Source organism: Pseudomonas sp. B392_1p (genome assembly GCF_052245235.1).
Lineage (GTDB): Bacteria > Pseudomonadota > Gammaproteobacteria > Pseudomonadales > Pseudomonadaceae > Serpens > Serpens gallinarum.
Genome location: NZ_JBQPXM010000003.1, coordinates 1 through 24,109, shown reverse-complemented (window position 1 = coordinate 24,109; position 24,109 = coordinate 1). Strand labels below are relative to the sequence as shown.

Sequence of the window (24,109 nt, the reverse complement as noted above, 5' to 3'; positions counted from 1 at the left end):
CCCACAATGGGTTTCAGTCACGCTAAGAACCTGCTTCGCAAACGCGCGAGCAGGTCCACCCATCAGACGCGTTCCAGTGCCAGCGCCAGCCCCTGGCCTACACCAATGCACATGGTAGCCAGCCCCAGCTTGCCGCCGGATTTTTCCAGCTGATGCACAGCCGTCAGGACCAAGCGTGCGCCACTCATACCCAGCGGATGCCCCAAGGCAATCGCCCCGCCGTTGGGGTTGACCGCGGCCGCGTCGTCGGCCAGGCCGAGGTCACGCATGCAGGCCAGGCCCTGGGCGGCGAACGCTTCGTTCAGCTCGATCACGTCGAACTGCTCGATGGCGATGTCCAGGCGAGTCAGCAGCTTACGCACCGCCGGCACCGGGCCGTAGCCCATGATGCGCGGCGCAACACCGGCGCTGGCCATGCCCAGCACCTTGGCGCGGGGCGTCAGGCCGTATTTTTCCACGGCCTCGCGGGAGGCCAAGATCATGGCCGCCGCGCCGTCGTTGACGCCCGAGGCGTTGCCGGCGGTGACCGTCTTGTCCGGGCCATTGACCGGCTTGAGCTTGGCCAAGGCTTCGGCGGAGGTGTCCGGACGCGGATGTTCGTCGGTGTCGACGACGGTCTCGCCTTTACGGGTCTTGATCACCACCGGGACGATTTCTTCAGCGAAAAAACCTTCTGCCTGGGCGCGACCGGCCTTTTGCTGGCTGCGCAGGGCGAAGGCGTCCTGATCGGCGCGGTTGATGCCAAAGTCATCCGCGACGTTGTCGGCAGTCTGCGGCATGGCATCGACGCCGTGCAGTTCCTTCATTTTCGGGTTCACGAAGCGCCAGCCGATGGTGGTGTCTTCGATCTTCTGCGTGCGGCCGAAGGCGGTCTCGGCCTTGCCCATTACATAGGGCGCGCGGGACATCGACTCGACGCCACCGGCGATCGCCAGCTCCATCTCGCCGCAGGCAATGGCACGAAACGCACTGCCCACCGCATCCAGGCCCGAAGCGCAGAGACGGTTGAGAGTCACCCCCGGCACGCTGTCCGGAATCCCTGCCAGCAGCAGCGCCATGCGCGCCACGTTGCGGTTGTCTTCGCCGGCCTGGTTGGCGCTGCCCATGAAGACTTCGTCGATGGCCGCCGGGTCCAGCTGCGGGTTGCGCTCCAGTAGAGCCTTGAGCGGGATCGCCGCCAGGTCGTCGGCACGCACGGCGGACAGCGCACCGCCGAAACGGCCGATGGGCGTGCGCACGGCGTCGCAGATAAAGACTTCGCGGGTCATTCGTCACCTCCGGCCTGCCCGTGGGCGATGGCGGTACGCTCTTCCAGGGCACGCAGGGCGTCGAGCTCATGCTGGGTCGGCGCCTCGGTTTCCACCACCTGCTCGGCAAAGCGAATCGGCCAGCCGGTGGCTTCGATGATCTGCTCGCGGGTCACGCCCGGGTGAATCGAGGTGACGATGAATTCGTTGCTGCCGGCTTCCGGCTCCATGATGCACAGGTCGGTGATGATCGCCACCGGACCGGCACCCGGCAGGCCCAGGCGCTGGCGATGATCGCCGCCTTCGCCGTGGCCGACCGAGGTGATGAACGCCAGCTTGTCGACGAAGGTGCGGTGGCCCTGCTTGAGGATGATGAACACCCGCTTGGCCGAGCCGGCGATTTCCGGCGCGCCGCCGGCACCCGGCAGGCGCACTTTCGGGTTGTGGTAATCACCAATCACCGTGGTGTTGATATTGCCGAACTTGTCCACCTGGGCGGCGCCGAGGAAGCCGACGTCGATGCGCCCGCCCTGCAGCCAGTAGCGGAAGATTTCGCCCGTGGGTACGACGGTATCGGCGGTCTCGGCCAGTTCGCCATCGCCAATCGATAACGGCAGTACCGTCGGCTTGGCGCCGATGGGGCCCGATTCGTAAATCAGGGTCACGTCCGGCGCATGGGTCAGGCGCGCCAGGTTGGCCGCCTTGGACGGCAGGCCGATGCCGACGAAGGTCACGTCGGTATTGCCCAGCCGGCGGGCTGCGGCCACGGTCATCATTTCATTGGTGTTGTAGGCGCTCATTACTTGGCCTCCTGGGCCAGCTTGGCCTTGAACTCGTTGAAATCGGCGGTACCGCGAATGTAGCGGTCGATCCAGGCGATGAATGCCTCACGGTCGCGGGCGATGGGGTCCCAAGCCTTGTAGAAGGCGTTGTCACGCTCGTAATAACCATGGGCATAGGACGGATGGGCACCGCCCGGCACTTCGCACACAGCGGTGAGTGCCCAGGTCGGCAGCACGCAGGCGTTCATCGGTGCCTTGAGGTCGTCGACGATTTCTTCGACGGTGACGATGCAACGCTTGGCGGCCAGGGCGGCTTCTTTCTGCACACCGAGGATGCCTTGAATCAGCACATTGCCCTTGCGGTCGGCCTTCTGCGCGTGGATCACGGTCACGTCCGGGCGCACACTCGGTACGGCAGCCAGCACTTCACCGGTGAATGGGCAGGTAACGGTCTTGATCAGCGGGTTGACCTTGGGCAGGTCCGAGCCGGCGTAGGCACGCAGCACGGCGAACGGCAGGCCCGAGGCGCCAGCGACGTAGGCGTTGGCCATGTCGGCATGGCTGTGTTCTTCGATTTCCAGCGGCTTGGGCCACTGCTTCTCGACGGCATCGCGCATGCGGTGCAGGGAGCCAACACCGGGGTTTCCGCCCCAGGAGAAAATCAGTTTCTTCGCGCAACCGGCGCCCATCAACAGGTCATACACCAGGTCCGGCGTCATGCGGATCAGGGTCAGATCCTGCTTGCCCTGACGGATGATTTCATGAGATGCCGCAGTCGGGATCAGGTGGGTGAAGCCTTCAAGGGCGATGCTATCGCCGTCGTTGACGAAGCGCTGGATCGCTTCGCTCAGGGGGATGATTTCAGCCATGTCGGAATCTCGTGTTGAGTCAGGGATGCTGGGCATCCGATGGACAAAACAGTACGCCGCGGTGCCGGCCAGAACAATTCGATTATCGATTCACCGTTCGATAATCGAACACAATTACCTGTTTGAGTCGTTCTTGACGAATGCTGAAGTTCGGCGTGATGCGACGCCTGACAGTACCTTTCCGGCTCGAGATGAAATCCTCAGACGAGGTTACTCGCTCTGCTTTCTCGGGTCTCGTTGTCGGCATCAGCAACCGATGAACGCGGCACTGCTGTGCGCCGTGCCGTCAGTAACAGATGCGCGCCGATGCCGAACACCAACCCCCAGAACGCGGCGGATAGGCCGAGGAAGGACATTCCCGACGCAGTTACTAGAAAGGTGATCAAGGCAGCCTCGCGATTGGCTGGCGCCGACATCGCACCGCCCAGCGCACCTCCGATGGCTGCCAGCAACGCAAGTCCAGCCAGCGCTGCGATCAGCGCCGCGGGAAAAGCGGTAAAGAACGACACCAGGGTGGCGCCGAAGATGCCCAGCACCAGGTAAAACACACCGCCAACGACTCCGGCGACGTATCGCCGGGCCGGGTCTTCATGGGCTTCCTTGCCGGTGCAAATGGCGGCGGTGATCGCCGCCAGGTTCAGTCCGTGGCAAAAGAAGGGCGCCAGCAACAGAGAGCCCAGCGCGCTGCTGCTGATCAACCGGCTGGCCGGCGTCTGATAGCCATCGTTGCGCAAGACAACCATGCCCGGCACGAACTGCCCGGTGAGTGCCACCACCACCAGCGGCAAGGTCACGTTGAGGATGACCTGCCAGCTGAAGTCGGGGCTGATCCACACCGGCGTGGCCAAGCCGATAACCAGCGCCTCGCTGCGCAGTTCGCCGGTGATAAGTGTGCACAACACGCCCACCACCAGCACGGCGAGCACCGCATAACGTGGCAACAGCCGTTTGCACACCAGGTAGGCCACCAACATGGTCAGCACCAGCCAGGGCTGATCTTGCATGGACACGAACAGATCGGTGCCGAACCGAAACAGAATCCCGGCCAGCATCGCGGCGGAGATCGCGGCCGGCAACTTACCGATCAACCGATCAAAGGTACCGGAGAGGCCAACCAGCAAGATGATCAGACTGGAAACCAGATAGGCGCCCACCACCTCGTTGAGGCTGATGCCAGGCAATAACGTGACCAGCAGTGCGGAGCCGGGCGCCGACCAGGCAATGATGACCGGCACCTTGTAGCGCAGGCTGAGGACGATACCCAACACCCCGCTACCCATGGAAATGGCCCAGACCCAGGACGACAGCACGTCATGGGGCAGGTCTGCAGCCTTGGCTGCTTGAAAAATGATTACCAGGGGGCCTGCGTAGGAAATGACGGTTGCAATAAAACCGGCAACCACAGCGGAGAGGGAGCAGTCCTTCAGTAGCGCTTTCATAGTGCCTCGCAAGTCAGGCATGGCCATCCGTGGCGCTGCCCGGATCGCTCTTGTTGTAGAGGTGACGCGGTGGAACGGTGGAATGAAGCCGGTAAAGGTGGTGGATGAAAAGAGCGTCATCCACCCTACGAAGCCTGGCGCTTGTGTAGGGTGGATGGCGCTTTACCATCCACCTTGTTAATCAGCAAAGGTCGCCTGGGGATCAGGCCTCTTGCAGGGCACGCGGACGATTGCTGCGCTGTTCTGCCGTCGGGACTGCTGCCTTCTGCAGCTGGAAGTCGAATCGCACTTCGGCGAAGCGCCCTTCCACGCCGCGTGCGCGCGCAGCTTCGGCACCCTCGCAGAAGCGAATGTCACCCACCAGCCCGTCGCGGGTGGCGTAGGCGAAGTCGTCCCACAGGTACTGGTCGCCTGACAGGTTGATCTGCGTGGTCAGGTGACGATGACCCGGCGCTGAAATGAAGAAGTGAATATGCGCGGGGCGCTGCCCGTGACGCCCCAGCAGATCGAGCACTTCCTGGGTCGGACCATCGGGCGAGCAGCCATAGCCGGAGGGCACGATGCTGCGGGCGCGGTAGCGGCCCTGGGCATCGGTGATGATGCGACGGCGCAGGTTGTACTCGGACTGGCTCTGGTCGAACCAAGAATAGTTGCCCTGGGTGTTGGCGTGCCACACATCCACTGTGGCGCCGGCGATCGGCGCGCCATCCACATCGAGCACCTGACCGTCGAGGAACATCACCGTGGCGACGCCGTCTTCGCTGCCGTCGTCCATGCGCGTCTCGCCCTCGGATATTGGCGCACCGGCCACGTAGAGCGGGCCTTCGATGGTGCGCGGCGTACCGCCCATCAGGCCATCCTGCTCGTCCTTGGCGTCCTGCAACAGATCGAGGTAGTGCTCAAGCCCCAGGCCGGCGACCAGCAAGCCAGCTTCGTTACGGCCACCGAGACGATTGAGGTAATCCACGGCCTTCCAGAATTCGTCCTGAGTGATCGCCAGGTCTTCGATGAGTTTCGCAGTGTCCACCAGAATGCGGTTGATCACCGTCTTCATGCGGCGGCTGCCTTCGTCGTTCTTGAAGCCGCTGGCTTCCTTGAAGAAGTTCTGCACGTGCTCGGAGTGGGAAATTTTTACAGTCATGGCTCAGGCCTCATTGTTGTAATTGTTGTCACGGGGTTAACTGACCGGGGCATGCCCGGCTTGGAACGGAATCAGCTGTCGTCATCGCGGATCGAGGACGGATGGCGGCACAGCGGATTGACTTCGATGTCCATGTAGGGAAACAGCGGCAGCCGCATCAGGGTGTCGTGCAGTGCCTGCACGCTGGGCACATCGAACACGCTGTAGTTGGCGTACTGGCCGGCGATGCGCCACAGGTGACGCCAGGTGCCTTCGCGCATCAGGCCCTGGGCCAGTTCCTTCTCATCGGCCTTGAGCCTGGCGGCCTTGGCCGGGTCCATGTCGACCGGCAGCTTTACGGTCATCTTTACGTGGAACAGCATGTGCGAAACCTCCTGTCAGGTGCGGCGGAAGAACGCCAGGCGCTCTTCATCGAGGGTCAAGCCAAGGCCGGGCGAGCGCGGCACTTCCAGCTGGAAGTCGCGGTAAACCGGCGCCTCGGTGACGATTTCTTCGGTGAGCAGCAACGGGCCGAACAGCTCGGTGCCCCAGCTCAGCGTGTTCAGGGTGACGAAGGCATGGGCCGAGGCCAGGGTGCCGATGGCGCCTTCGAGCATGGTGCCGCCGTACAGGGCGATCCCCGCCGCTTCGGCAATCTGTGCGGTGCGCAGCACCGCGCGCGGGCCGCCGTTCTTGGCGATCTTCAGGGCAAAGATACTGGCGGCGCCGTCGGCGGCGAGGCTGAAAGCGTCTGCCACGCTCTCGATGGATTCATCGGCCATGACCGGCGCCGGACTGCGCTGATTCAGGCGCACCTGGCCTGCACGGTTAATGCGCGAAATCGGCTGCTCGATCAGGTCGATGCCGTTGTCACCGAGCACCTGGCAGGCGCGGATCGCCTGGGACTCATCCCAGTACTGATTGACATCGACACGCACGCTGGCGCGCTCGCCCAGGGCTTTCTTGATGGCGATGACGTGCTTGAGGTCCGCGCTCACCTCGTTGGCACCGATCTTCAGCTTGAAGATGCGGTGCCGGCGCAGGTCGAGCATCTGCTCGGCTTCGGCGATGTCCTTGGCGGTGTCGCCGGAGGCCAGGGTCCAGGCAACTTCCAAGGCGTCGCGCACACGTCCCCCAAGCAGTTCGCTGACCGGCAGCCCGAGGCGCTTGCCCTGGGCATCGAGCAGCGCGCTTTCCAGGCCGGACTTGGCGAAAGTGTTGCCCTTGGCCGCCTTGTCCAGCCGCAGCATCGCGGCGTTGATGTTGCTCGCATCCTGCCCCACCAGCAGCGGGCCGAGGTGGCTGTCGATGTTGGTCTTGATGCTCTCCGGGCTTTCATTGCCGTAGGCCAGGCCACCGATGGTGGTGGACTCGCCGATGCCTTCGATGCCATCGCTGCAACGCACGCGGATGATCACCAGCGTCTGCTTCTGCATCGTGTGCATGGCCAGCTTGTGCGGGCGGATGGTCGGCAGATCGACGATGACGGCGTCGATGCTTTCAATCAGGGTGTGGCGCATAACGGCTCCCCAAGTTCTGGTTCAGTGATCAGGCTTTCGCCGCCGACAGACCGGCTGGCGCGAGAGTGCTGCTGCGCTGGCCGGAAAGGGCGAAGACCGCCATGGCCAGCGCGGCGATCAAGCCCGGAATGGCGAAGGCCATGAAATTCAGTTGCAGCGGCAGGTTGATGCCCATCAGCGCACCGCCCAGCAGCGGGCCGACGATGGCGCCATTGCGGCCGATGCCGGACGCCCAGCCAAGGCCGGTGGAGCGGATCGACAGGCCGTAAAACTGCGCGGCGCTGGCATAGAGCAGGATCTGCGTGCCAATGGTGGTCGCGCCGGCGATGGTGATCAGTGCATAGAGCACCGGCATCGGCGTCTTGATGCCGAGCAACGCGATGGAAACCGCCGCCAGGGCGAAAAACACCACCACCACTTTGGCGAGGTTCAAACGATCACCCAGCCAGCCGCCGAGGATGGCACCGAACATGCCGCCGAAATTCAGCGCCAGCAGGAAGGACAGGCTCGATCCCAGGCTGTAACCGGCGTTGGCCATCAGCTTTGGCAGCCAGGAACCCAGCGCATAGACCATCAACAAGCAGCAGAAGAACGCCACCCAGATCGACAGGGTGCGCACGCCGCGTCCATTGCGAAACAGCTCCAGCACCGACGCGCTCTTGCCCTTGACCTCGGACATGACCAGTTCGTCGCCGAGGCTGAGTGCACGGCTCGGATCGATTTGGTTGAGCAGCCTGCGCGCTTGCTCAGTTCGTCCCTGGCGCACCAGGAAGCCCACCGACTCCGGCAACTTCCAGAGAATCACCGGCAGCAACAGCAGCGGCACGGCCGCAACGAAAAACATCGCTTCCCAGCCGAAGCGCGGCAGCATGTAGATGCCAAGGCCGGCGGAGAACATGCCGCCCAGCGAATAGCCGCTGAACATGATCGCCACCAGGGTACTGCGCAGTTTTTTCGGCGCATACTCGTTCATCAGCGCGACCACGTTGGGCATCAGGCCACCGCAGCCGAGGCCGGCAAGAAAGCGCAGTACGCCGAATTGCGTCGGTGTGCTGGCAAAGCCGTTGATCACGGTCGCCACGCTGAACAGCAGGAAGCAGATGGCAATGCCTTTCTTGCGCCCGATGCGGTCGGCCAGGGTGCCAAAGATCAGGGCGCCGAACATCATGCCGAACAGCGCATAGCTGCCCAGCGCGCCGGCTTGCAGCGGGGTCAGCCCCCACTCCTGCATGATGACCGGCAAAACCACGCCGTAGATGAACAGGTCATAGCCGTCGAAAATCAGCAACAGTGCGCACAGGCACATGACCAGCCAGTGGAACTGACTGAAGCGGGCGTTATCGATGATGTCGTGAACATCTACTTTTCGCATGGCAAGAATCTCTATTGTTTTTGTAATCAGGATTCGCCGCAGCAAGCCTATTGGCGCACTGCGATTTCTTGCGTAGTGCTTATTCGTTCAAGGCCGGCGCCCGAAATCAGCCGAGATCGCCGCCCCCTACCGGCAGGGTCACGCCGGTGATGTAGCTGGCCTCGTCGGAGGCCAGGAACAGGATTGCGCCGGCCTGCTCGTCGATGGTTCCGTAGCGCTTCATCAGGGTGGAATCGACGGTTTGGTCGACGATCTGCTGGTACCAGAGCTTCTCTTGCTCGCTCTGCTCGGCGCTGTTGCGCGGAATGCGCCGTGGCGGCGCTTCGGTGCCGCCGGGGGCCGTGGCGTTGACGCGAATGCCACGCTGCGCATTTTCGAACGCCAGGCAGGCGGTCAGCGCATTCACGCCGCCCTTGGCCGCGCCGTAGGGCACGCGGTTAAGGCTGCGGGTAGCGATCGAAGACACATTGACGATGGCGCCCGCGCCCTGCTCCAGCATGTGCGGCAGCGCGGCATGGCAGCACCACAGCGTGGGGTACAGCGAGCGTCGCACTTCGGCTTCGATTTCGTCTTCCAAGTAATGCTCGAAGGGCTTGGCCCAGATAGTGCCGCCGACGTTGTTGACCAGAATGTCGATACGTCCGAAACGCTCCTTCGCCACAGCCATCACCCGATGACAGTCGGCAAACCGCTCAAGATCGGCGGTCAGGGTGAGTACCTCAACGCCCCTCGCCCCCAGCTCATCGGCCAGCTCGTGGACCACCTCGGAACGGTCCACTGCTACCAGCCTTCCACCCTCAGCGACGATACGCTCGGCGACGCGACGGCCAATCCCTTGTGCCGCACCGGTGATAACGGCGACTTTGTTTTCAAAACGCTTGTGCATCTACCCAACCTCAGCAATGGCAAGGATTGCGGTGGGTAACGCTGCGCGGTTACCCACCCCACGAACCGCTGACATCGGCCCTCAGGCACTGGCGGCAAATTTTTCGTAGTAGAAGTTCGCCGGTTGCAGCCCCTGTTCGCGAATGAACTGACTGACCGCTTCGACCATCGGCGGCGGGCCGCACAGGTAGACGTCGACCTCCCCATCGTTGAGGTGCCTGGGCTCGATGTGCTGGGTGACATAGCCCTTGAGCGGGTACTGGCTGTCCGGGCTGGCGACGCAGGCGCTGTAGGTGAAGTTGGGAATGCGCGCGGCGAAGGCCTCGAGCTTGTCCATCTCCACCAGGTCATGGTCGTGGGTGACGCCATAGATCAGGTGCAACGGATGCTCACTGCCCTGCTCGGCAATCTTTTCCAGCATGGCGGTGAACGGCGCGAGGCCCGTGCCGCCGGCCAGCAACAGCAGCGGGCGCTTGATGTCTCGCAGGTAGAAACTGCCCAGTGGGCCAACCAGGGTCAGGCTGTCGCCGGATTTCGCCAGACCGGTGAGAAAGCTGCTCATCAGCCCGCCCGGCACGTTGCGGATCAGGAAGCTGACTTCGCTATCACGGGGCATGGAGCTGAACGAGTAGGCGCGGGTCTGGTCGCTACCCGGCACTTGGAGGTTGACGTACTGCCCCGGCAGAAACGCCAGCTGAGCCAGCGAATCGCCCTTGATTGACAGCGAGATAGTGCTCTCGGACAGTTGGCGCACCGTGCTGATGGCCGCCTCATAGCAAACCTGCTCGGTCTTGCACACCTGAGAAGAAGCCGGCACGCGAATCACACAATCGCTCTCGGCGCGCATCTGGCAGGTCAGCACGTAGCCCTGCTCGGCTTCGTCTTCGCTCAGCGCATCCTCGATGTACTCCTCCCCCAGGTCATAGCGGCCGGCTTCGGCGAAGCATTTGCAGGCACCGCACGCGCCGTCGCGGCAATCCAACGGGATATTGATGCCTTGACGGTAGGCGGCATCGGCCACGGTTTCGCCCAGGCTGGCGTCGATGAACCGCGTGACGCCGTCTTCGAAATTCAATGCGATCTTGTGAGTCATGGCGGCGCCCTCAGAGGTGGTACACATCGATCATCTGGCGGATGTAGTCGTTCTTCAGCACCACTTTCTTAGCCTTGATCAGCGGGTTCTCGCCGCGCACATCGAGGGTGTAGAAATTGGTGCCGTAGAAATGGTCCACGGTCTTGTAGCGAAAGCTCATCGTGTGCCAGTTGTAACGCAGCGTGCAGAAACCATCTGCCTGCTCGAGCAGCTCGAGGTTGCTGATGTTGTGCGAGGTGCGGGTATCGGGAATGGTGGCGCTGGAGCGCTCGGTCTTGATGCGGAATATCCGGTCTTCCAGACCGCCACGGTTGCCGTACCAGATCAGCGAGATCTCGCGCTGCGGGTCTTCGGTCAGTTGATCGTGATCGTCCCAGGCCGGCATCCAGAAACTGGCATCCGGCGCGTAGAGCTCCAGCCAGCTGTCCCACTCCTTGTCGTCGAGGTAGCGCGCTTCGCGGTAGAGGAAGTCTCGGGCGGCGTCGTAGGTGATGGTCATTACGCGCCCTCCACGTGGATCAGCTGCGCCTGCTCGGCCTCGACGGCCTTGATCATCTGCTCCTGCCAGTAGCGGTGCTGCATGACGAACAGGCCTTCGTCCTCGGAGCGCACACCGCTGAGCAACGGATGCAAGTCGATTTCCCTGGCGCCCTCATCGGGGCCGTCGATCCAATGCTTGGCACCACGGGACATATCGTTCCATTCCATGGCGCGTCCTTGGTAGCCCTGCTGGCAGGCGCGGAACTCCTCGAGATCGTCGGGCGTGGCCATGCCGCTGACGTTGAAGAAGTCTTCGTACTGGCGGATGCGGGTGGCGCGCGCTTCAGCGCTTTCGCCTTTCGGGGCAATGCAGTAGATGGTGACTTCGGTCTCGTCCACCGAGATCGGCCGGGCGATGCGCAGCTGCGAGCCGAACTGGTCCATCAGGTACAGGTTCGGGTACAGGCACAGATTGCGTGAGTTGCCGATCATCCAGTCCGCGCGAGCCTCGCCGACTTCGGCGACCAGCTCATCGCGGCGGCAAAACAAGGGGCGGTCTTCGGGGTTGTCCCAGCGCGTCCAGAGCAACAGGTGGCCGTTCTCGAAGGAGTAGAAACCCCCGCCCTTTTTCCCCCAACCACCGGCACTCATGGTGCGGATCTCTTCGCCGGCCTCGCGCAATTTGCGCTGGTTCTGGGTGGCGGCGTAGTTCCAGTGCACGGCGGTGACGTGGTAGCCATCGGCGCCGTTCTCCGCAGTCAGCTTCCAGTTGCCACCGAAGACGTAGCTGGAGGACCCGCGCAGCACTTCGATGCCATCGGGAGACTGGTCGACCACCATGTCGATGATCTTCTTCGACTCACCGAGGAAGTCTTCCAGCGGCGCGACGTCTTCGCGCAGGCTGCCGAACAGGAAGCCGCGATAGGACTCGAAGCGCGCGACTTTCTTTAGGTCATGGGAACCGTCGCAGTCAAAACTGTCCGGGTAACCGGCTTCCTTGGGGTCTTTGACCTTGAGCAGCTTGCCGGAGTTATTGAAGGTCCAGCCATGGAACGGGCAGGTATAAGTCGCCTTGTTGCCCCGCTTGAAGCGACAGAGCATCGCGCCGCGATGGCTGCAGGCGTTGATGAAGGCATTGAGCTCACCGTCCTTGTTGCGCGCAATGAAGATCGGCTGACGGCCCATGTGGGTCGTGTAATAGTCGTTCTTCTCGGGAATCTGGCTGTCGTGGGCAAGGTAGATCCAGTTGCCCTCGAAGATGTGCTTCATCTCCAATTCGAACAGACGCTCGTCGGTGAACATTTCGCGCTTGCAGCGAAAGATGCCTTTGTCAGCATTGTCCTCAACAAGCGAATCAAGGTAGTCGCTTCCCAGGTTCATCGCCGGGGCCTCCATTGTTATTGTTCAGGCGAGACCAAGGCTATTCCTGCAATGTCGGTCGCAATATCCGCTTTGTGCAGCATCGCTATCCGTTTTCTGCAACGCATCGATTGATTAAAAAGCGTCCGCTGTGCCGACAAAGGCAGTGATTTATTCACATAAAAAAAACCGCCGAAAAGCCGAAGAAACGGCAACGGCGGACGGGTATGGGGAGCGGGATAAGCCGGGTTTCCACACTCGATGGGGAAACCCGAACTTGAGTCCTTTAGCGGCTTTGCCGGCGCAAGGTCTCGGAAGGCAACTCGCCAAAGCGAGCCTTGTAGCTTTCAGAAAAGCGGCTCAAATGCATGAAGCCGTAATCCAGGGCGATCTCCGTCACACTGCGCACATGGCAGGACGGATCGCTCAGGCAAGCATGCACGCGGTCCAGCTTGCGATCACGCACATACTGCTTGGGCGTGCAATTCAGGTGGCGCTCGAACAACGCATACACCGAGCGCTGACTGACTTTCGCCAGGGCGGCCAGTGTGTCGATGCCGGGGTCTTCCTTGAGATGCTCATCGATGTACTGGATCAACTGCTCGAACGGTACAGCCTGTGGGATCGGCGCTTCGCGACGAATGTTGTTGGGCACCTTGCTGAGCAGCTTGCTGGCCACGATGCGTGTGTAATGCTGCTGGGTTTGCAGGCCATTGTCGTCAGATTCCGCCTCCAGGCAGATCAGGTCCACCAGGCGCATGAAATCCTGCAGATCTTCCAATCGGTGCAGCCGGCGGGTGAAACGCACACCTTCCCGGGGCAAGTTCCAGCGCTGCTCCTCGCAGCAGGCTGCCAAGAGGCTGGTGGGCAATTTGATGATCAGTTTTTCGCAATCCTGGCCGTAGGTCAGATCGACCGGATCATCCGGGTTGATCATCAGCAAATCGCCGGGTTGCAGGCGCTGCTCAACGCCACGGCTGCACCATAGGCTGCTGCCCTTGAGCTGAAGTTGCAGGTGAAAAATACTTTCCAGCGCCGGGGACGTAATCCGCGCCTGGCCGCCATAACGGATGCGACACAAGTCCACACTGGCAAACTTGCGGTGGCTGAGACTGGCTGTAGCGTGCCGATTCCTGGGCATGCGGATGCTATGCATGCCCAGATGCTGGTTGACGTAATCCGAGACGGCATAAGGGTCTGCACGCTCGAAAATCGCGCTTTTTTCGTGCAAGAGCATGGGGTACACCTGTTTCTTATAGTTGTTTTGAAGGTCGTTACGGCCCTCTGTATCGCCGGATAGCGATGCACCGAGTTTAGGCAGGCGGCACTCGATACACCGCAGGGGCTACTAAAGAACTAGCCCTGTTTGCACAGCATGTATCGCTTAAGGAAACAAGCAACCATCTCAATGCGAAAACGGGCGATTACCGCCCGAAAGACTCAACCCAAGGTCGCGAAGAGCTGCTCGCTCAACTCCCGGCTGGTGGCCAGCATGATCGGCAGGTAACGTTGTTCAAGCTCGGCCAGCGGCACGCGCCCCGCATGTGTGCTGACGTTCATGGCCGCCAGTACATGGCCACTGGAATCACGCACCGGCACCGCCAGGGAGCGCAGGCCCTGCTCCAGCTCCTGATCGACAATGCACCAGCCCTGGGTACGGATCTGCAGTAAACATTCCCAGAGCTGTTCGGGCGTGTGCAGCGTGCGGCTGGTTTTGGGCTGCAGCTCGGCGGTGGCCAGGTAATCCTGCAGGCTGGCGTCATCCATGGCCGCCAGCATGATCCGCCCCATAGAGGTGCAATAGGCCGGTAAGCGACTGCCCACGCTCAAATCGATGGATATCAACCGCTGAGGTACCGCTGAACGAGCGATATACAGCACCTGCTCGCCTTCCAGGGTGGCCAGGCTGCACGCCTCGTGCAATTGCTCGGTCAGGCGGTCCAGATAAGGCTGGGCGGAGACGGCCAGCGGCGTGGAAGACAGGTAGGCATGCCCCAGGGTCAACACTTTCGGCAGCAGTGAGTAGGTACGCCCGTCCGAGCTCGCATAACCCAGCTGAATCAAGGTGTACAGACAACGCCGTACTGCGGCACGGGGAATGCCAGTGCGATGGCTGATCTGGGCAATGGTCAGGTGACGCTTGCGCTCCTGGAACGCCGTGATCACGGCCAGCCCTCGGGCGAGCGAGCTCATAAAGTTGGGATCGCCACTGAACTCTTCGATACGCTTCGCCGGAGAAACATACGGCGGAGGAGCCAGGAACGTGGTGGTCTGACGCTCTTCAGTCATGGAGTACTCCGGTTGAGGCCGCGATACGGCCGATTATCGAAATGATGCCCGATAATCGCAACAAACACACTGCGCGGCCAGCACGAGCGCACCCTCGGAAAATTACATTCGAGCCTGCCGGTGAAAAGGGGAAAGGGTTTCAGCCAAAAAACCTGTCGGTTTTTTTTCAGGCACAAAAAAAAGCGGCCATGAAGGCCGCTTTTTGTGGTTTCGCAGAACTCGCATGAGTGTGGCGAAACCGTATATGGCGCAGTGGACGGGACTCGAACCCGCGACCCCCGGCGTGACAGGCCGGTATTCTAACCGACTGAACTACCACTGCGCGTCGGTTGGACTTTCGTCCGTGGAACTCTTGCTAACGTCTGAACGACTTGCCAAAGCTTGTCGCCCTCAAGCCCGATACAACATCATCGAACTTGGCTAAATATGGCGCAGTGGACGGGACTCGAACCCGCGACCCCCGGCGTGACAGGCCGGTATTCTAACCGACTGAACTACCACTGCGCGTCGGTGGACTTTCGTCCGGTGCCCCTTACGGAGCTTCGCAAAGATGATGGTGGCTGATGACGGGATCGAACCGCCGACCCCCTGCGTGTGATGCAGGTGCTCTCCCAGCTGAGCTAATCAGCCATCGGCCTTGCGAGGCGCGCAATTTACTCAGAGGGCGCTTTCAAGTCAACCCTCTTTATGAAGTTTTTCTAAATTTTTGATTTTTCAGGCATTTTTATAAACCCAGCCGGCACACCCAAGCACCTCATTTGCCCACCCAAGGGCGACATTAGAACGCCACACGCAACGTCAGTCGCGCTGCGATGCGTCCATCCCCCTGCCGATCCAGTCCAGCCTCCTCGATCCTTACCCCCTGTGCTTGCAGGTCACCGATCCAACTGAGCAAACGATCAAAGCCGGCAGGCTGCAGGCTGACCTGTACCCCCCCACTCCCCTCGCTATCCAGCCGCTCGACCGCCAACCCTTTTTCGGTAGCCGACGCCGTGACCAACCCCTGGAGACGCGCCGGATCGAGGCTAACGGCTGGCCGGCGCTGGAGGTCCATGACCTCAGGCGCCCGCACCTGCAAATAGCCATGCAGCTCGCGCTGCTGCTCAAGGTACCGCAGCGCCTCGACCTTCTGGCTTGAGACGGGGCGCCAGATGCCCAGATACAACAAGGTGCCCAGTAGAAACACAGCCAGCAAGCCCAGCATCAGGCGCTCACGCCTTGCCAGGTGCTGCCAGCGCTGCGCCAACGGCGAGGCATGCAATTGGGCTATTACCTGTTCACGATTCCAGACCGCCATTTAACCTCCGATCACCAAACGCGCACTGACACCCTCCGCCTCGCGACTTGCCGAGCCCAGCTGCACGGCCAGGCCGGCATCGATCAAGCGCTCCCGCACACGCTCCAGCGCCTCGAAGCTTGGCGCCTGCACCTGCAGCGCCAGATCACCGCGCGCGGCGCTGAAGTCCAGCTGCTGCACGCGCAGTTGCACACTTTCATCCAGCAACGCGCCGCTGGCCTGCCCGAGCAACCCAAGCAGTCCCTCGCCCGTAGTGTTCGCCGACCCGGCCAGATGCTGATCGAACTGCTGGCGCAGGTTGATCAGCTTGCGGTCGTCGGGAAACAGCTCCTGATACAGCTGGGTACTGGCGCGGGCAATGTCTTCGCCCGCCCGCTGCAACTGCCAGCCCTGGGCCAGGTTGAAGCCCCATTGCAGGAGCAGGCACACCCCCAGCGCACCGAACACGGGCAGCCAGCGCCACCCGGCGTGGGCATGCTCCTGTACGGCAAACTCCCCCTGAGCCAGGTTGCACCCCCCAGCCTGACGGCTTAGCCAGACATGCGGATCCTGCTCGTACAGGCTTTCCCAACCAGCGGGCAACGATATCCCCTGCGGAACACAGGCCCGCAGCGGCTCCGGGCATTGTTTCGCCAGCTCCGGTCCGTCCTCTTTACTCAGTGCCAGGCGTGTCGGCGGCAGCCCGCCAAGCAGCCAGCGGCCGTCGAGCCAGCACAGCCAGGTGGCGTCCTCGGGCAATAGGTCCGCATCGACCCGAATCTGCCCTGGCGGCTCGGCGCACAGTGCCAGCCAGTCGCTCAACCAGTCACGACGTACGGCGAACACCCGATGACGCCCGTCCGCCAGGGGTGCCCCCAGCGCCAGATGCATCTGCTCAATGTCCTCAGCCAGCCACTCTTCGACGGCGAAAGGCAGCGCCTTGCGCAACCAGCGCTTTTTCTGAGTAGGCAACTGCACACTGCAAGAAGTGACCGCCTCCACGGGCAGTATCAGGCGCCATGGACCATGCAATACGGCACAGACGTCCTCGAAAGGCTCCGACCGGCATACACCATCGCGCACCCAGTGCACGTCCAGCTGGGGATCAACCCCCCAGACCGCTGCCGGTGGCAGGAAGACCCAGGTTTCAGTCATCGCTACGCCCCTCGCTCGCGATCGGCGACAATCCAGGCTGCCCAAGATCACGGGCCAGGACACGCACCCGGCCATCGTTGCCACGTTGCAGCAGACTTACCAGCACCTGTCGTCGCGTTCCCATTTCGACCTCGCTGATGACCTGAAAAAATTGACTCCCAACTGCCAGTCTCCTAGCTGTCACCTGCTGCGCAGCAGGGCCCAGCTGAGCAAAAAATTCATCAAGCGTGCGAAAGCCTCGAGCCCCCCGCACCGCCGCCAGTGCCAACGCCACGTCGGGCGATAGCTCCTCGGCCAGACTGGACAACACCAGAACACTTGCCGTGTTGACGTTCAAGGGTGCCTCCGGCGGCAAAGCGCTGACATACGGCAACAGCAATCGATAGTCCTGCTCACGCATGCCCAACAGCAGCCGCAATTCCGAGACATCCGCCAGCGGCCGGTTGGCGGCCCGATAAGGAGGCTTGAGCAACAGGTAATCGTTGTCCTCGGCACCATTGAGCACACTGACCTGCTCATCGAAATCCAGCCAATCACGCAACCGTCCGGCATAGGGCGCGCCGATGTTGAGTCGTCGCAGCAGGCGCTGGAAGCGCTCAAAGGCAGCGCGATCCAGACGGCCTTCGCGCACCAGGCTGTTCAGATTGAAGCGGCCGCTGAGATCTTCGATGCGTACCCGCAATTCGCCGCCCTCATCCAGGGCAAAGGTTTTCAGCGGCGCGGCCCATGGCTCGCCGAGATGATCGACGGTAGGCCCTGCTTCACCCTGACGCAGGTCGCGCAGCAACAACGCCTTGGCCAGGGCTTCGCCCCCTTGGGCGTAATGCCAGGCCTGGCGCTGAATAAGCATATTGGAGCTACTGCGGATAGCCAGTTGCTGTCGCGCAATCAGACCTGAGCAAACCACGGTTACTACCGCCACCACGAGCAGCACGGTAATCAGCGCCACCCCACGCTGACGCCTCACAAAGAAAGCTCCGGCATGGGCACGTCAGCATCGTCGTCATCAGACGGACCCAGTGCGCCGGGAATGGCTTTATCGGGCAGGCGAAACAGCCGACGCAGCGAACCGTAATGCCGATGCTCGAGTATCAGTTCTACAGCCCTGGGCAATTCCGTCATGCTTTCTTCATTGGCCACCATCCCGCTGGGCCAGCTGTTCTGCCAATTGCCGTCCTGATCCAGGTAGCGCAAGCGCCAGGACAGCACATCGTCCAACACCTGCTGTACCTGAGGTTGACTGTCCTGGGCCTGATCCAGCACCCGCCAGTAATGGCGCTGCCAGGTGGTGCCGTCCAGTTGCCAACGCACCCGCTGCAAACGTGAACGCACCACCCCGGTGGGATTGCGCCACCCCGTGCGGGTAAGCGCGACCGTGACGCCCTCGCCGGTGATGTTTCCTCCTTCGAACGCGGCATCCATGTTGCCGTAAGGCGCCCGCACAGGACGTGCCAGCGTCTGCTGCACGTCCCGCTCAAAAGCAGCCATGCCACGCACCAACTCGCGCAGTCGCAGCTCCTGCTCGCGGGTTGTACTGTCGGTGCGCACCACGCTGCCGAGCATCTGATAGGTGCCCAACCCCAACAGGCCAAAGATGGCGATGGCGATCAGCAGCTCCAGCAAGGTAAAGCCTTGTGAGTCCCTCATGGCCGCGTCTCGATAAAACCGCTGAGGCTGACCAGTGCCCGCTGGTCAAAGTCTGCCGGCGCATCGCCGGCCAGTACCCGCAAGGTAACGCGGCGCAGCGCCGGATCAGTCGTCGCTTCGACCTGGCTCTGCCACTGCCAGCGCCGTCCTGCATACTCGAGCTTGCCCTGTTGGCGCCCTTCGGCAGGGGGTTGACGTTGCAATTGCAGTTCGATCAGGCGGTTGTCGGCAATCCACAGGGCCAGCGTCTTGTCCTCCAGGCGTGCGGCAGTCTGCAGGCTGCGGGCACTGGCGGTCAGCGCGCTGGCGGCTACCAGAGCAAAGATGGCCAGGGCCACCATGACTTCCAGCAAGGTAAAGCCTCGCACCTGCTTCATCGGGCAGTTCTCGAGTTACTCAGCACTTCAACCTTGGGCAGGCGAAAGCCATCGCTGGCCAATTGGAGGCGAGCCCCACCGGCACGCAGCTCGGACACTTCCAGACGAAACGGGCTGAGTTCGCCGTTGGACAGAAGCAACACCTGCGGCACCGAGTTCCGATTGGCCGGTTTGCCTGGGGAACGCTTATCGGGGGAAGTGGGCGGTGCCAGCTTCAACGCCTGGCCTTCCAGTTCGAGGTCCAGCCGCGCCCATTCCGGCAATCGATGCGGCGGCTTGTCATTCAGAGGCGACCAGCGCCCGCTGCGCTCGTCATAACCCAGCGCCTGGTACGCCCCACTCTCGATACGCAATCCGTATTCGCGGTTGTCGAGCACCGCCTCGTCAGCCAGTACGCCGATCAATCCGGCCAGGCGTTCGGCCTCGATATTCAATTCCCGCGCCGGGCTGGCGATGCCACCCGCAAGCATCGCCAAGCCAGCCAGGCTGCCGATCAGCACCAGCACCACCAATAGCTCGATCAGAGTGAAGCCCCGAGCGCGGGTCATGGCAATCAGATGTCCCAGTTGCCGATGTCGGCATTCAGGTCGCTGCCACTTTCCTTGCCGTCGGCGCCCAGCGAGTACAGATCGAACGCCCCCTTGGTGCCCGGCGCCAGGTACTGGTAGGGATTGCCCCACGGATCGACCGGCATGCGCTTGAGATAGCCGTCCGGGTTCCAGTTGCGCGCCGGCGGATTGCCGGACGGCTTGCGCACCAATGCTTCCAGCCCCTGCTGGGTATTCGGGTAGCTGTGGTTGTCGAGCTTGTACATGTCCAAGGCCGCCGAAATCGCCTTGATGTCGCCCTTGGCCACGGTGACCTTGGCCTGATCCGGACGACTCATGATCTGCGGCACCACCAGGGCGGCAAGAATGCCGAGGATCACCACCACCACCATGATTTCGATCAGCGTGAAACCGCGTTGCTTGTTCACAGCATTACCCCACCAGTTGATTGAGAGACAGAATCGGCATGAGGATGGCCAGCACAATGACCAGCACCACGGTGCCCATGAACACCAGCATGAACGGCTCGAACAGGCCGACCAGCAGGGCCACCTGCGCGGCCAGGTCGTTTTCCTGGTTGCGCGCGGTGCGTGACAGCATCTGATCCAGTTCACCGGAGCGCTCACCGCTGGCGATCATGTGCAGCATCATCGGCGGGAACTGGCCGCTGGCCTCCAGCGCGCGGGTCAGGCTGCCGCCTTCGCGCACCTTTTGCGCGGCACCCAACACCTCCTCACGGATCAAGCGGTTGGCGATCACCTGGGCCGCAATATTCAGCGCCTCCACCAGTGGGACCCCGCTGCGGGTGAGGATCGCCAGCGTCGAGGCGAAGCGCGCGCAGTCGGTGGCCCTGGACAAGCGACCGAGCAGTGGTACGCGCAACAACAAGCCGTGCCAGCGTCGGCGCAACTGATCGTCGCGCAGCGCCTGGCGCAACCCCAACCCCATTCCCAGCGCCACTAACAGAACCAGCCAGCCCCAATTGCGCACCCCGTCGCTGAGGGCGATCAGGCCCCGGGTCAAGGTCGGCAGCGTCTGTCCTGAATCGATGAATACGCGCACCACGTCCGGCACCACGTAACCCAGCAGAAAACCGACGATCAGCAACGAGGCGATCATCAAAATCAGCGGATAGAGCAGTGCCAGCTGGATCTTCTGGCGCGACTGTTGGCGCTGCTCGGTGTAATCGGCCAGTTGTTCGAGCACAGGCCCCAGGTGGCCGGCATGCTCGCCGGCCGCCACGGTGGCGCGGTACAGCTCGGGAAAGGCGGCGGGAAATTCTTTGAGGCTCGCAGCCATGCTGTGGCCTTCCAGCACGCGGGCGCGCACCGCCAGCAGCATGGCCTGGATGCGCGGCGCCCGGGCTTGCGCGGCGGCGGCGCCGAGGGCCTCCTCGATGGGCAGCGCGGCCTGCACCAAGGTGGCCAAGTGGCGGGTCAGCAAAGCCAGGTCGCGGGCCGACAGGCCTCGTACGAAACGCCAGCCGCCGGCGGCCGGCTCACGGGTGCGCGTGGCCTTGACCTCCAGGGGCATGAGGTGACGTTCGCGCAACAGCTGACGCACCTGCCGACTGCTGTCGGCTTCCAGCACGCCCTTCTGCTGTCGCCCGCGAGGGTCGAGAGCCAGGTATTCGTAGGCAGCCATGCCTATTCTTCCCGCGTCACGCGCAGGACTTCTTCCAGCGTGGTGACGCCTTCCAGCACCTTGCGCCGGCCATCCTCGCGAATGCTTGGCCCCAGACTGCGGGCGTGGCGGGTCAGCTCCTGCTCGGCAGCGGCGTTGTGCACCAGGCTGCGCATCTGCTCATCGAACACCACCAACTCGTAGATACCGGTGCGCCCGCGATAGCCATGTTGGTTGCAGGCCGAGCATCCCCTGGGGCGGTAGATCAACGGCGCCGCGTGACTGGCCACGCCCAGCAATGCGCAGGACGCCGCATCGGCGTGCACCGCTTCCTTGCACTGTTCGCACAGGACGCGCACCAAGCGTTGGGCCAACACGCCGAGCAGCGACGACGACAACAAGAATGGCTCGATGCCCATGTCCACCAGCCGGGTGATCGCCCCCACCGCGCTGTTGGTGTGCAAGGTAGAGAGCACCAGGTGTCCGGTCAGCGAAGCCTGCACGGCGATCTCGGCGGTTTCCTTGTCGCGGATCTCACCGACCATCACCACATCCGGGTCCTGACGCAGGATGGCGCGCAGGCCACGGGCAAAGGTCATTTCCACCCGGGCATTGACCTGCGTCTGGCCGATGCCTTCCAGGTGATATTCGATGGGATCCTCAACGGTGAGAATGTTACGCGTGCGGTCGTTGAGGGTGACCAGGCTGGCGTACAGGGTGGTGGTCTTGCCCGAGCCGGTGGGACCGGTGACCAGCAGGATGCCGTGGGGTTTGTGCAGGGTATCTTCCAGGCGCGGGCGATCCGTGGCACTCATGCCCAGGTGCTGCAGATTGAGGCGCCCGGCTTGTTTGTCGAGCAGGCGTAGCACCACCCGTTCGCCGTTGGCCGACGGCAGCGTAGAGACACGGATATCCACCTCACGCCCGCCCACCTTGAGTGAAATGCGCCCATCCTGCGGGATACGCTTTTCGGCGATGTCCAGGCGCGCCATGACCTTCAGGCGCGACACCAGCAGGGCGGCGAGTTCGCGCTTGGGCTCAAGCACTTCGCGCAGCAGACCGTCGACGCGAAAGCGCACCACCAGGCGTTTTTCGAACGTTTCCAAGTGGATGTCCGAGGCGTTTTCCTTGATTGCCTCGCCGAGAATGGCGTTGATCAGGCGGATGATCGGCGCATCGTCCTCCTGCTCGAGCAGGTCCTCGGTTTCCGGCACCTGTTCGGCCAGGGCCGCCAGGTCCAGGCTGCCGCCGATGTCCTCGGCCAGTTGCATGGAGGCGGAATCGTGCTGATAGGCCGCCGCCAGCGCCCGCTCGAACTCCTCGCCGGACAACGGCCGCAAGGCCAGGCTGCGTCCGGCGAAGCGCTGCGCCTCGGCCAGCACGCCGAGTTCCACCGCCGGGCGATAACCGACACAGGCGAGCCCCGACTCGCTCAGCAACACCACGCCGTGCCGACGGGCAAAGCTGAACGGCAGACGTCGTAATGGTGCTTCCACCTGGCTATTCATCCACACCCGTACCTCGATCATGACCTTAATAAGGTTTTAGTCGATTTTCATACACCCAGAGCCGACACAAAGTTCGGCTTATCAGTCCGGCAACTGCTTCTATGCTCAACACGCCAACCCATAACAAGAAAGCTAATGGAGTACTCTTTGCCCAAGACCGGGAGCCTGCACTGGCTGCAACGGCACAGCCCAACTGTGCTCGGCGCTTTTCTGTTGGCGGCCATGAGCATCAGCCTGGCGTGGCAGAGCGCTGAATGGCTGCGCGTGTTAAAAGCCCCGCCACCGCCTGTCGAATACACGGCGCCTCCGTCAGCTCCTCAAGTCCCGCTGGAAAAACTGACACTGCTTTTTGGCCCGAACCTCACCGAGTCACTCGCGCCGCCGGCCACCACACTGCGCCTGACCCTGCATGGCAGCTTCGTCAATGCCGACCCTCTACGCTCCAGCGCGATCATCCAGCGCAATGGCGACCGGCCTCAGCGGTTTGCCATAGGGGGCGAACTGGAGTCCGGCGTGCGCTTGCACGCGGTCTATGCTGACCACGTCGAAATCGAACGCAACGGCCGCCGGGAAACCTTGCACTTTCCCAGTCGCGGCCGTGCGGGCAATGCCCCGGTACTCAGCACGCCGCTCACCCCCGAAGAGCAAGCCGCACAACTCAGCGCTCTACAGGACGATAGCTTGCGCCAGCTGCGTGAACGCCTGGCCAGCCTGCGGCAAAAGCTCAACACCTCAGGCACGCGCACAACCGACACGCCACCCTCTATCGAACAGCCCACGGAAAGCGACTGACCGATGCCCTCGACTTTTTCGCGTCTGACCCTCGCCCTGCTCACCGCCAGCCTGCTCACCGCCTCACTCGCACTGCAGGCGGCCAACGGCGTGCCGCCCGCTGGCTCAGCCCGCAGCCAGCAGGCCGAGCGCTGGACCATCAACCTCAAGGATGCCGACATCCGCGAGTTCATCGATCAGGTCGCGGCCATCACCGGCGAAACCTTCATCATCGATCCACGGGTCAAGGGGCAGATCAGCGTCACCTCCAGCGCCCAGCTGTCGCTGCGCGAGGTCTACCAGCTGTTTCTCTCAGTGATGACCACCCACGGTTACAGCGTGCTCACCCAGGACGGGCAGTCGCGGGTGGTGCCCAACGCCGAGGCGAAAACCGAAGCCAACGCCCCGCGCGACAGCGCCGACCACCTGGAAACCCGTCTGATCCAGGTGCAGCACCAATCGGCCAGTGAACTGCTGCCGCTGATCCGCCCGCTGGTGCCGCAGTACGGCCACCTGGCCGCCATCCCCAGCAGCAATGCGCTGATCATCAGCGATCGCCGCGCCAACATCGCCCGCCTCGAGCAACTGATCCAGCAGCTCGACCAGCAGAGCGGCCACAACTACAGCGTGGTCAACCTGCAGCACGCCTGGGTGATGGATGCCGCGGAAACCCTGAACAACACCCAGGCCAAGGGCAGCGGTGCGCAGGTGATCGCCGATGCGCGCACCAACCGCCTGGTGCTGATCGG

25 protein-coding genes and 3 tRNA genes are annotated in these 24,109 nt (G+C 62.6%); 2 read left to right on the top strand and 26 right to left on the bottom strand.

Annotation, left to right across the window (positions count from 1 at the left end; translation table 11 throughout):
- Positions 1 to 62: 62 nt before the first annotated feature.
- The 26 genes from pcaF to gspE all read right to left on the bottom strand — a co-directional run bounded on the left by pcaF (position 63) and on the right by gspE (position 22,610).
- Entirely contained in the window at positions 63 to 1,268 is a 1,206-nt protein-coding gene (gene pcaF / locus ACTV8E_RS04740) for a 3-oxoadipyl-CoA thiolase (RefSeq protein ID WP_251836129.1), read from the bottom strand.
- Positions 1,265 to 2,047: a CoA-transferase subunit beta gene (locus tag ACTV8E_RS04735; RefSeq protein WP_251836130.1), complete on the bottom strand. Its 783-nt coding sequence runs from the start codon at positions 2,045 to 2,047 to the stop codon at positions 1,265 to 1,267. The genes pcaF and ACTV8E_RS04735 overlap by 4 nt, the downstream gene beginning before the upstream one ends.
- Entirely contained in the window at positions 2,047 to 2,898 is an 852-nt protein-coding gene (locus ACTV8E_RS04730; protein WP_443198688.1) for a CoA transferase subunit A, read from the bottom strand. The genes ACTV8E_RS04735 and ACTV8E_RS04730 overlap by 1 nt, the downstream gene beginning before the upstream one ends.
- Positions 2,899 to 3,098: 200 nt before the next feature.
- Positions 3,099 to 4,337, bottom strand: a complete 1,239-nt coding sequence (locus ACTV8E_RS04725) for a benzoate/H(+) symporter BenE family transporter (protein ID WP_443198687.1) — start codon at positions 4,335 to 4,337, stop codon at positions 3,099 to 3,101.
- Between the two features lie 202 nt (positions 4,338 to 4,539).
- Positions 4,540 to 5,478, bottom strand: a complete 939-nt coding sequence (gene catA / locus ACTV8E_RS04720; protein ID WP_443198686.1) for a catechol 1,2-dioxygenase — start codon at positions 5,476 to 5,478, stop codon at positions 4,540 to 4,542.
- Positions 5,479 to 5,549: 71 nt separating this feature from the next.
- The gene (gene catC / locus ACTV8E_RS04715) at positions 5,550 to 5,840 is read right to left on the bottom strand and encodes a muconolactone Delta-isomerase (protein WP_084344039.1); all 291 of its coding nucleotides are present in this window, start codon (positions 5,838 to 5,840) and stop codon (positions 5,550 to 5,552) included.
- A 15-nt stretch (positions 5,841 to 5,855) separates the two neighbouring features.
- Complete coding sequence (locus tag ACTV8E_RS04710; protein ID WP_443198685.1) at positions 5,856 to 6,977, bottom strand: muconate cycloisomerase family protein; 1,122 nt, start codon at positions 6,975 to 6,977, stop codon at positions 5,856 to 5,858.
- Positions 6,978 to 7,005: 28 nt separating this feature from the next.
- Entirely contained in the window at positions 7,006 to 8,349 is a 1,344-nt protein-coding gene (locus ACTV8E_RS04705) for an MFS transporter (RefSeq protein ID WP_443198684.1), read from the bottom strand.
- A 106-nt stretch (positions 8,350 to 8,455) separates the two neighbouring features.
- Entirely contained in the window at positions 8,456 to 9,235 is a 780-nt protein-coding gene (locus ACTV8E_RS04700) for a 1,6-dihydroxycyclohexa-2,4-diene-1-carboxylate dehydrogenase (protein ID WP_443198683.1), read from the bottom strand.
- Positions 9,236 to 9,316: 81 nt separating this feature from the next.
- Positions 9,317 to 10,327, bottom strand: a complete 1,011-nt coding sequence (benC, locus tag ACTV8E_RS04695) for a benzoate 1,2-dioxygenase electron transfer component BenC (RefSeq protein ID WP_443198682.1) — start codon at positions 10,325 to 10,327, stop codon at positions 9,317 to 9,319.
- A 10-nt stretch (positions 10,328 to 10,337) separates the two neighbouring features.
- Positions 10,338 to 10,826: a benzoate 1,2-dioxygenase small subunit gene (benB, locus tag ACTV8E_RS04690; RefSeq protein ID WP_443198681.1), complete on the bottom strand. Its 489-nt coding sequence runs from the start codon at positions 10,824 to 10,826 to the stop codon at positions 10,338 to 10,340.
- Complete coding sequence (gene benA / locus ACTV8E_RS04685) at positions 10,826 to 12,187, bottom strand: benzoate 1,2-dioxygenase large subunit (RefSeq protein ID WP_443198680.1); 1,362 nt, start codon at positions 12,185 to 12,187, stop codon at positions 10,826 to 10,828. Before benA ends, benB begins: the two co-directional genes overlap by 1 nt.
- Before the next feature lie 265 nt (positions 12,188 to 12,452).
- Entirely contained in the window at positions 12,453 to 13,403 is a 951-nt protein-coding gene (locus ACTV8E_RS04680) for an AraC family transcriptional regulator (protein ID WP_251836141.1), read from the bottom strand.
- A gap of 203 nt (positions 13,404 to 13,606) precedes the next feature.
- The gene (locus ACTV8E_RS04675) at positions 13,607 to 14,455 is read right to left on the bottom strand and encodes an IclR family transcriptional regulator (protein WP_251836142.1); all 849 of its coding nucleotides are present in this window, start codon (positions 14,453 to 14,455) and stop codon (positions 13,607 to 13,609) included.
- A gap of 245 nt (positions 14,456 to 14,700) precedes the next feature.
- A tRNA-Asp gene (locus ACTV8E_RS04670) sits at positions 14,701 to 14,777 on the bottom strand.
- A 105-nt stretch (positions 14,778 to 14,882) separates the two neighbouring features.
- Positions 14,883 to 14,959, bottom strand: a tRNA-Asp gene (locus ACTV8E_RS04665).
- A gap of 50 nt (positions 14,960 to 15,009) precedes the next feature.
- Positions 15,010 to 15,085: transfer RNA gene (locus ACTV8E_RS04660), tRNA-Val, on the bottom strand.
- 148 nt (positions 15,086 to 15,233) lie between these two features.
- Positions 15,234 to 15,752, bottom strand: coding sequence for a type II secretion system protein M (locus ACTV8E_RS04655; RefSeq protein WP_443198679.1), 519 nt, complete (start codon positions 15,750 to 15,752; stop codon positions 15,234 to 15,236).
- Positions 15,753 to 16,886 carry a type II secretion system protein GspL gene (gspL, locus tag ACTV8E_RS04650; protein WP_443198678.1) on the bottom strand — a complete coding sequence of 378 codons (1,134 nt, stop codon included), beginning with the start codon at positions 16,884 to 16,886 and terminating at the stop codon, positions 15,753 to 15,755. It lies immediately after the preceding gene.
- Positions 16,879 to 17,853 (bottom strand): type II secretion system minor pseudopilin GspK, encoded by a 975-nt coding sequence (gene gspK, locus ACTV8E_RS04645; RefSeq protein ID WP_443198677.1) that lies wholly within the window; start codon positions 17,851 to 17,853, stop codon positions 16,879 to 16,881. Before gspK ends, gspL begins: the two co-directional genes overlap by 8 nt.
- Positions 17,850 to 18,533 carry a type II secretion system minor pseudopilin GspJ gene (gene gspJ, locus ACTV8E_RS04640; protein WP_443198676.1) on the bottom strand — a complete coding sequence of 228 codons (684 nt, stop codon included), beginning with the start codon at positions 18,531 to 18,533 and terminating at the stop codon, positions 17,850 to 17,852. Before gspJ ends, gspK begins: the two co-directional genes overlap by 4 nt.
- Entirely contained in the window at positions 18,530 to 18,910 is a 381-nt protein-coding gene (gene gspI / locus ACTV8E_RS04635) for a type II secretion system minor pseudopilin GspI (protein WP_251836147.1), read from the bottom strand. The genes gspJ and gspI overlap by 4 nt, the downstream gene beginning before the upstream one ends.
- On the bottom strand, positions 18,907 to 19,458 hold the full coding sequence (gene gspH, locus ACTV8E_RS04630; RefSeq protein WP_443198675.1) for a type II secretion system minor pseudopilin GspH: 552 nt from the start codon (positions 19,456 to 19,458) through the stop codon (positions 18,907 to 18,909). The genes gspI and gspH overlap by 4 nt, the downstream gene beginning before the upstream one ends.
- A gap of 5 nt (positions 19,459 to 19,463) precedes the next feature.
- Positions 19,464 to 19,886 (bottom strand): type II secretion system major pseudopilin GspG, encoded by a 423-nt coding sequence (gene gspG / locus ACTV8E_RS04625; protein WP_273534776.1) that lies wholly within the window; start codon positions 19,884 to 19,886, stop codon positions 19,464 to 19,466.
- 4 nt (positions 19,887 to 19,890) lie between these two features.
- Positions 19,891 to 21,102 carry a GspF family T2SS innner membrane protein variant XcpS gene (gene xcpS, locus ACTV8E_RS04620; protein ID WP_443198674.1) on the bottom strand — a complete coding sequence of 404 codons (1,212 nt, stop codon included), beginning with the start codon at positions 21,100 to 21,102 and terminating at the stop codon, positions 19,891 to 19,893.
- A gap of 2 nt (positions 21,103 to 21,104) precedes the next feature.
- Positions 21,105 to 22,610, bottom strand: coding sequence for a type II secretion system ATPase GspE (gene gspE / locus ACTV8E_RS04615; RefSeq protein WP_443198673.1), 1,506 nt, complete (start codon positions 22,608 to 22,610; stop codon positions 21,105 to 21,107).
- A 114-nt stretch (positions 22,611 to 22,724) separates the two neighbouring features.
- Here gspE and ACTV8E_RS04610 point away from each other — a divergent pair, with 114 nt between their 5' ends.
- Both ACTV8E_RS04610 and ACTV8E_RS04605 read left to right on the top strand, forming a co-directional pair.
- Entirely contained in the window at positions 22,725 to 23,381 is a 657-nt protein-coding gene (locus tag ACTV8E_RS04610; RefSeq protein ID WP_443198672.1) for a type II secretion system protein N, read from the top strand.
- A gap of 3 nt (positions 23,382 to 23,384) precedes the next feature.
- Positions 23,385 to 24,109, top strand: a 725-nt coding sequence (locus ACTV8E_RS04605) for a secretin N-terminal domain-containing protein (protein ID WP_443198671.1), incomplete at its 3' end; no start/stop codon positions are given.

Coding starts and splice junctions, on each gene's coding strand:
- pcaF (WP_251836129.1), bottom strand. CDS start 1,268: ATGACCCGCGAAGTCTTTATCTGCGACGCCGTGCGCACGCCCATCGGC.
- ACTV8E_RS04735 (WP_251836130.1), bottom strand. CDS start 2,047: ATGAGCGCCTACAACACCAATGAAATGATGACCGTGGCCGCAGCCCGC.
- ACTV8E_RS04730 (WP_443198688.1), bottom strand. CDS start 2,898: ATGGCTGAAATCATCCCCCTGAGCGAAGCGATCCAGCGCTTCGTCAAC.
- ACTV8E_RS04725 (WP_443198687.1), bottom strand. CDS start 4,337: ATGAAAGCGCTACTGAAGGACTGCTCCCTCTCCGCTGTGGTTGCCGGT.
- catA (WP_443198686.1), bottom strand. CDS start 5,478: ATGACTGTAAAAATTTCCCACTCCGAGCACGTGCAGAACTTCTTCAAG.
- catC (WP_084344039.1), bottom strand. CDS start 5,840: ATGCTGTTCCACGTAAAGATGACCGTAAAGCTGCCGGTCGACATGGAC.
- ACTV8E_RS04710 (WP_443198685.1), bottom strand. CDS start 6,977: ATGCGCCACACCCTGATTGAAAGCATCGACGCCGTCATCGTCGATCTG.
- ACTV8E_RS04705 (WP_443198684.1), bottom strand. CDS start 8,349: ATGCGAAAAGTAGATGTTCACGACATCATCGATAACGCCCGCTTCAGT.
- ACTV8E_RS04700 (WP_443198683.1), bottom strand. CDS start 9,235: ATGCACAAGCGTTTTGAAAACAAAGTCGCCGTTATCACCGGTGCGGCA.
- benC (WP_443198682.1), bottom strand. CDS start 10,327: ATGACTCACAAGATCGCATTGAATTTCGAAGACGGCGTCACGCGGTTC.
- benB (WP_443198681.1), bottom strand. CDS start 10,826: ATGACCATCACCTACGACGCCGCCCGAGACTTCCTCTACCGCGAAGCG.
- benA (WP_443198680.1), bottom strand. CDS start 12,187: ATGAACCTGGGAAGCGACTACCTTGATTCGCTTGTTGAGGACAATGCT.
- ACTV8E_RS04680 (WP_251836141.1), bottom strand. CDS start 13,403: ATGCTCTTGCACGAAAAAAGCGCGATTTTCGAGCGTGCAGACCCTTAT.
- ACTV8E_RS04675 (WP_251836142.1), bottom strand. CDS start 14,455: ATGACTGAAGAGCGTCAGACCACCACGTTCCTGGCTCCTCCGCCGTAT.
- ACTV8E_RS04655 (WP_443198679.1), bottom strand. CDS start 15,752: ATGGCGGTCTGGAATCGTGAACAGGTAATAGCCCAATTGCATGCCTCG.
- gspL (WP_443198678.1), bottom strand. CDS start 16,886: ATGACTGAAACCTGGGTCTTCCTGCCACCGGCAGCGGTCTGGGGGGTT.
- gspJ (WP_443198676.1), bottom strand. CDS start 18,533: ATGAGGGACTCACAAGGCTTTACCTTGCTGGAGCTGCTGATCGCCATC.
- gspI (WP_251836147.1), bottom strand. CDS start 18,910: ATGAAGCAGGTGCGAGGCTTTACCTTGCTGGAAGTCATGGTGGCCCTG.
- gspH (WP_443198675.1), bottom strand. CDS start 19,458: ATGACCCGCGCTCGGGGCTTCACTCTGATCGAGCTATTGGTGGTGCTG.
- xcpS (WP_443198674.1), bottom strand. CDS start 21,102: ATGGCTGCCTACGAATACCTGGCTCTCGACCCTCGCGGGCGACAGCAG.
- gspE (WP_443198673.1), bottom strand. CDS start 22,610: ATGATCGAGGTACGGGTGTGGATGAATAGCCAGGTGGAAGCACCATTA.
- ACTV8E_RS04610 (WP_443198672.1), top strand. CDS start 22,725: ATGGAGTACTCTTTGCCCAAGACCGGGAGCCTGCACTGGCTGCAACGG.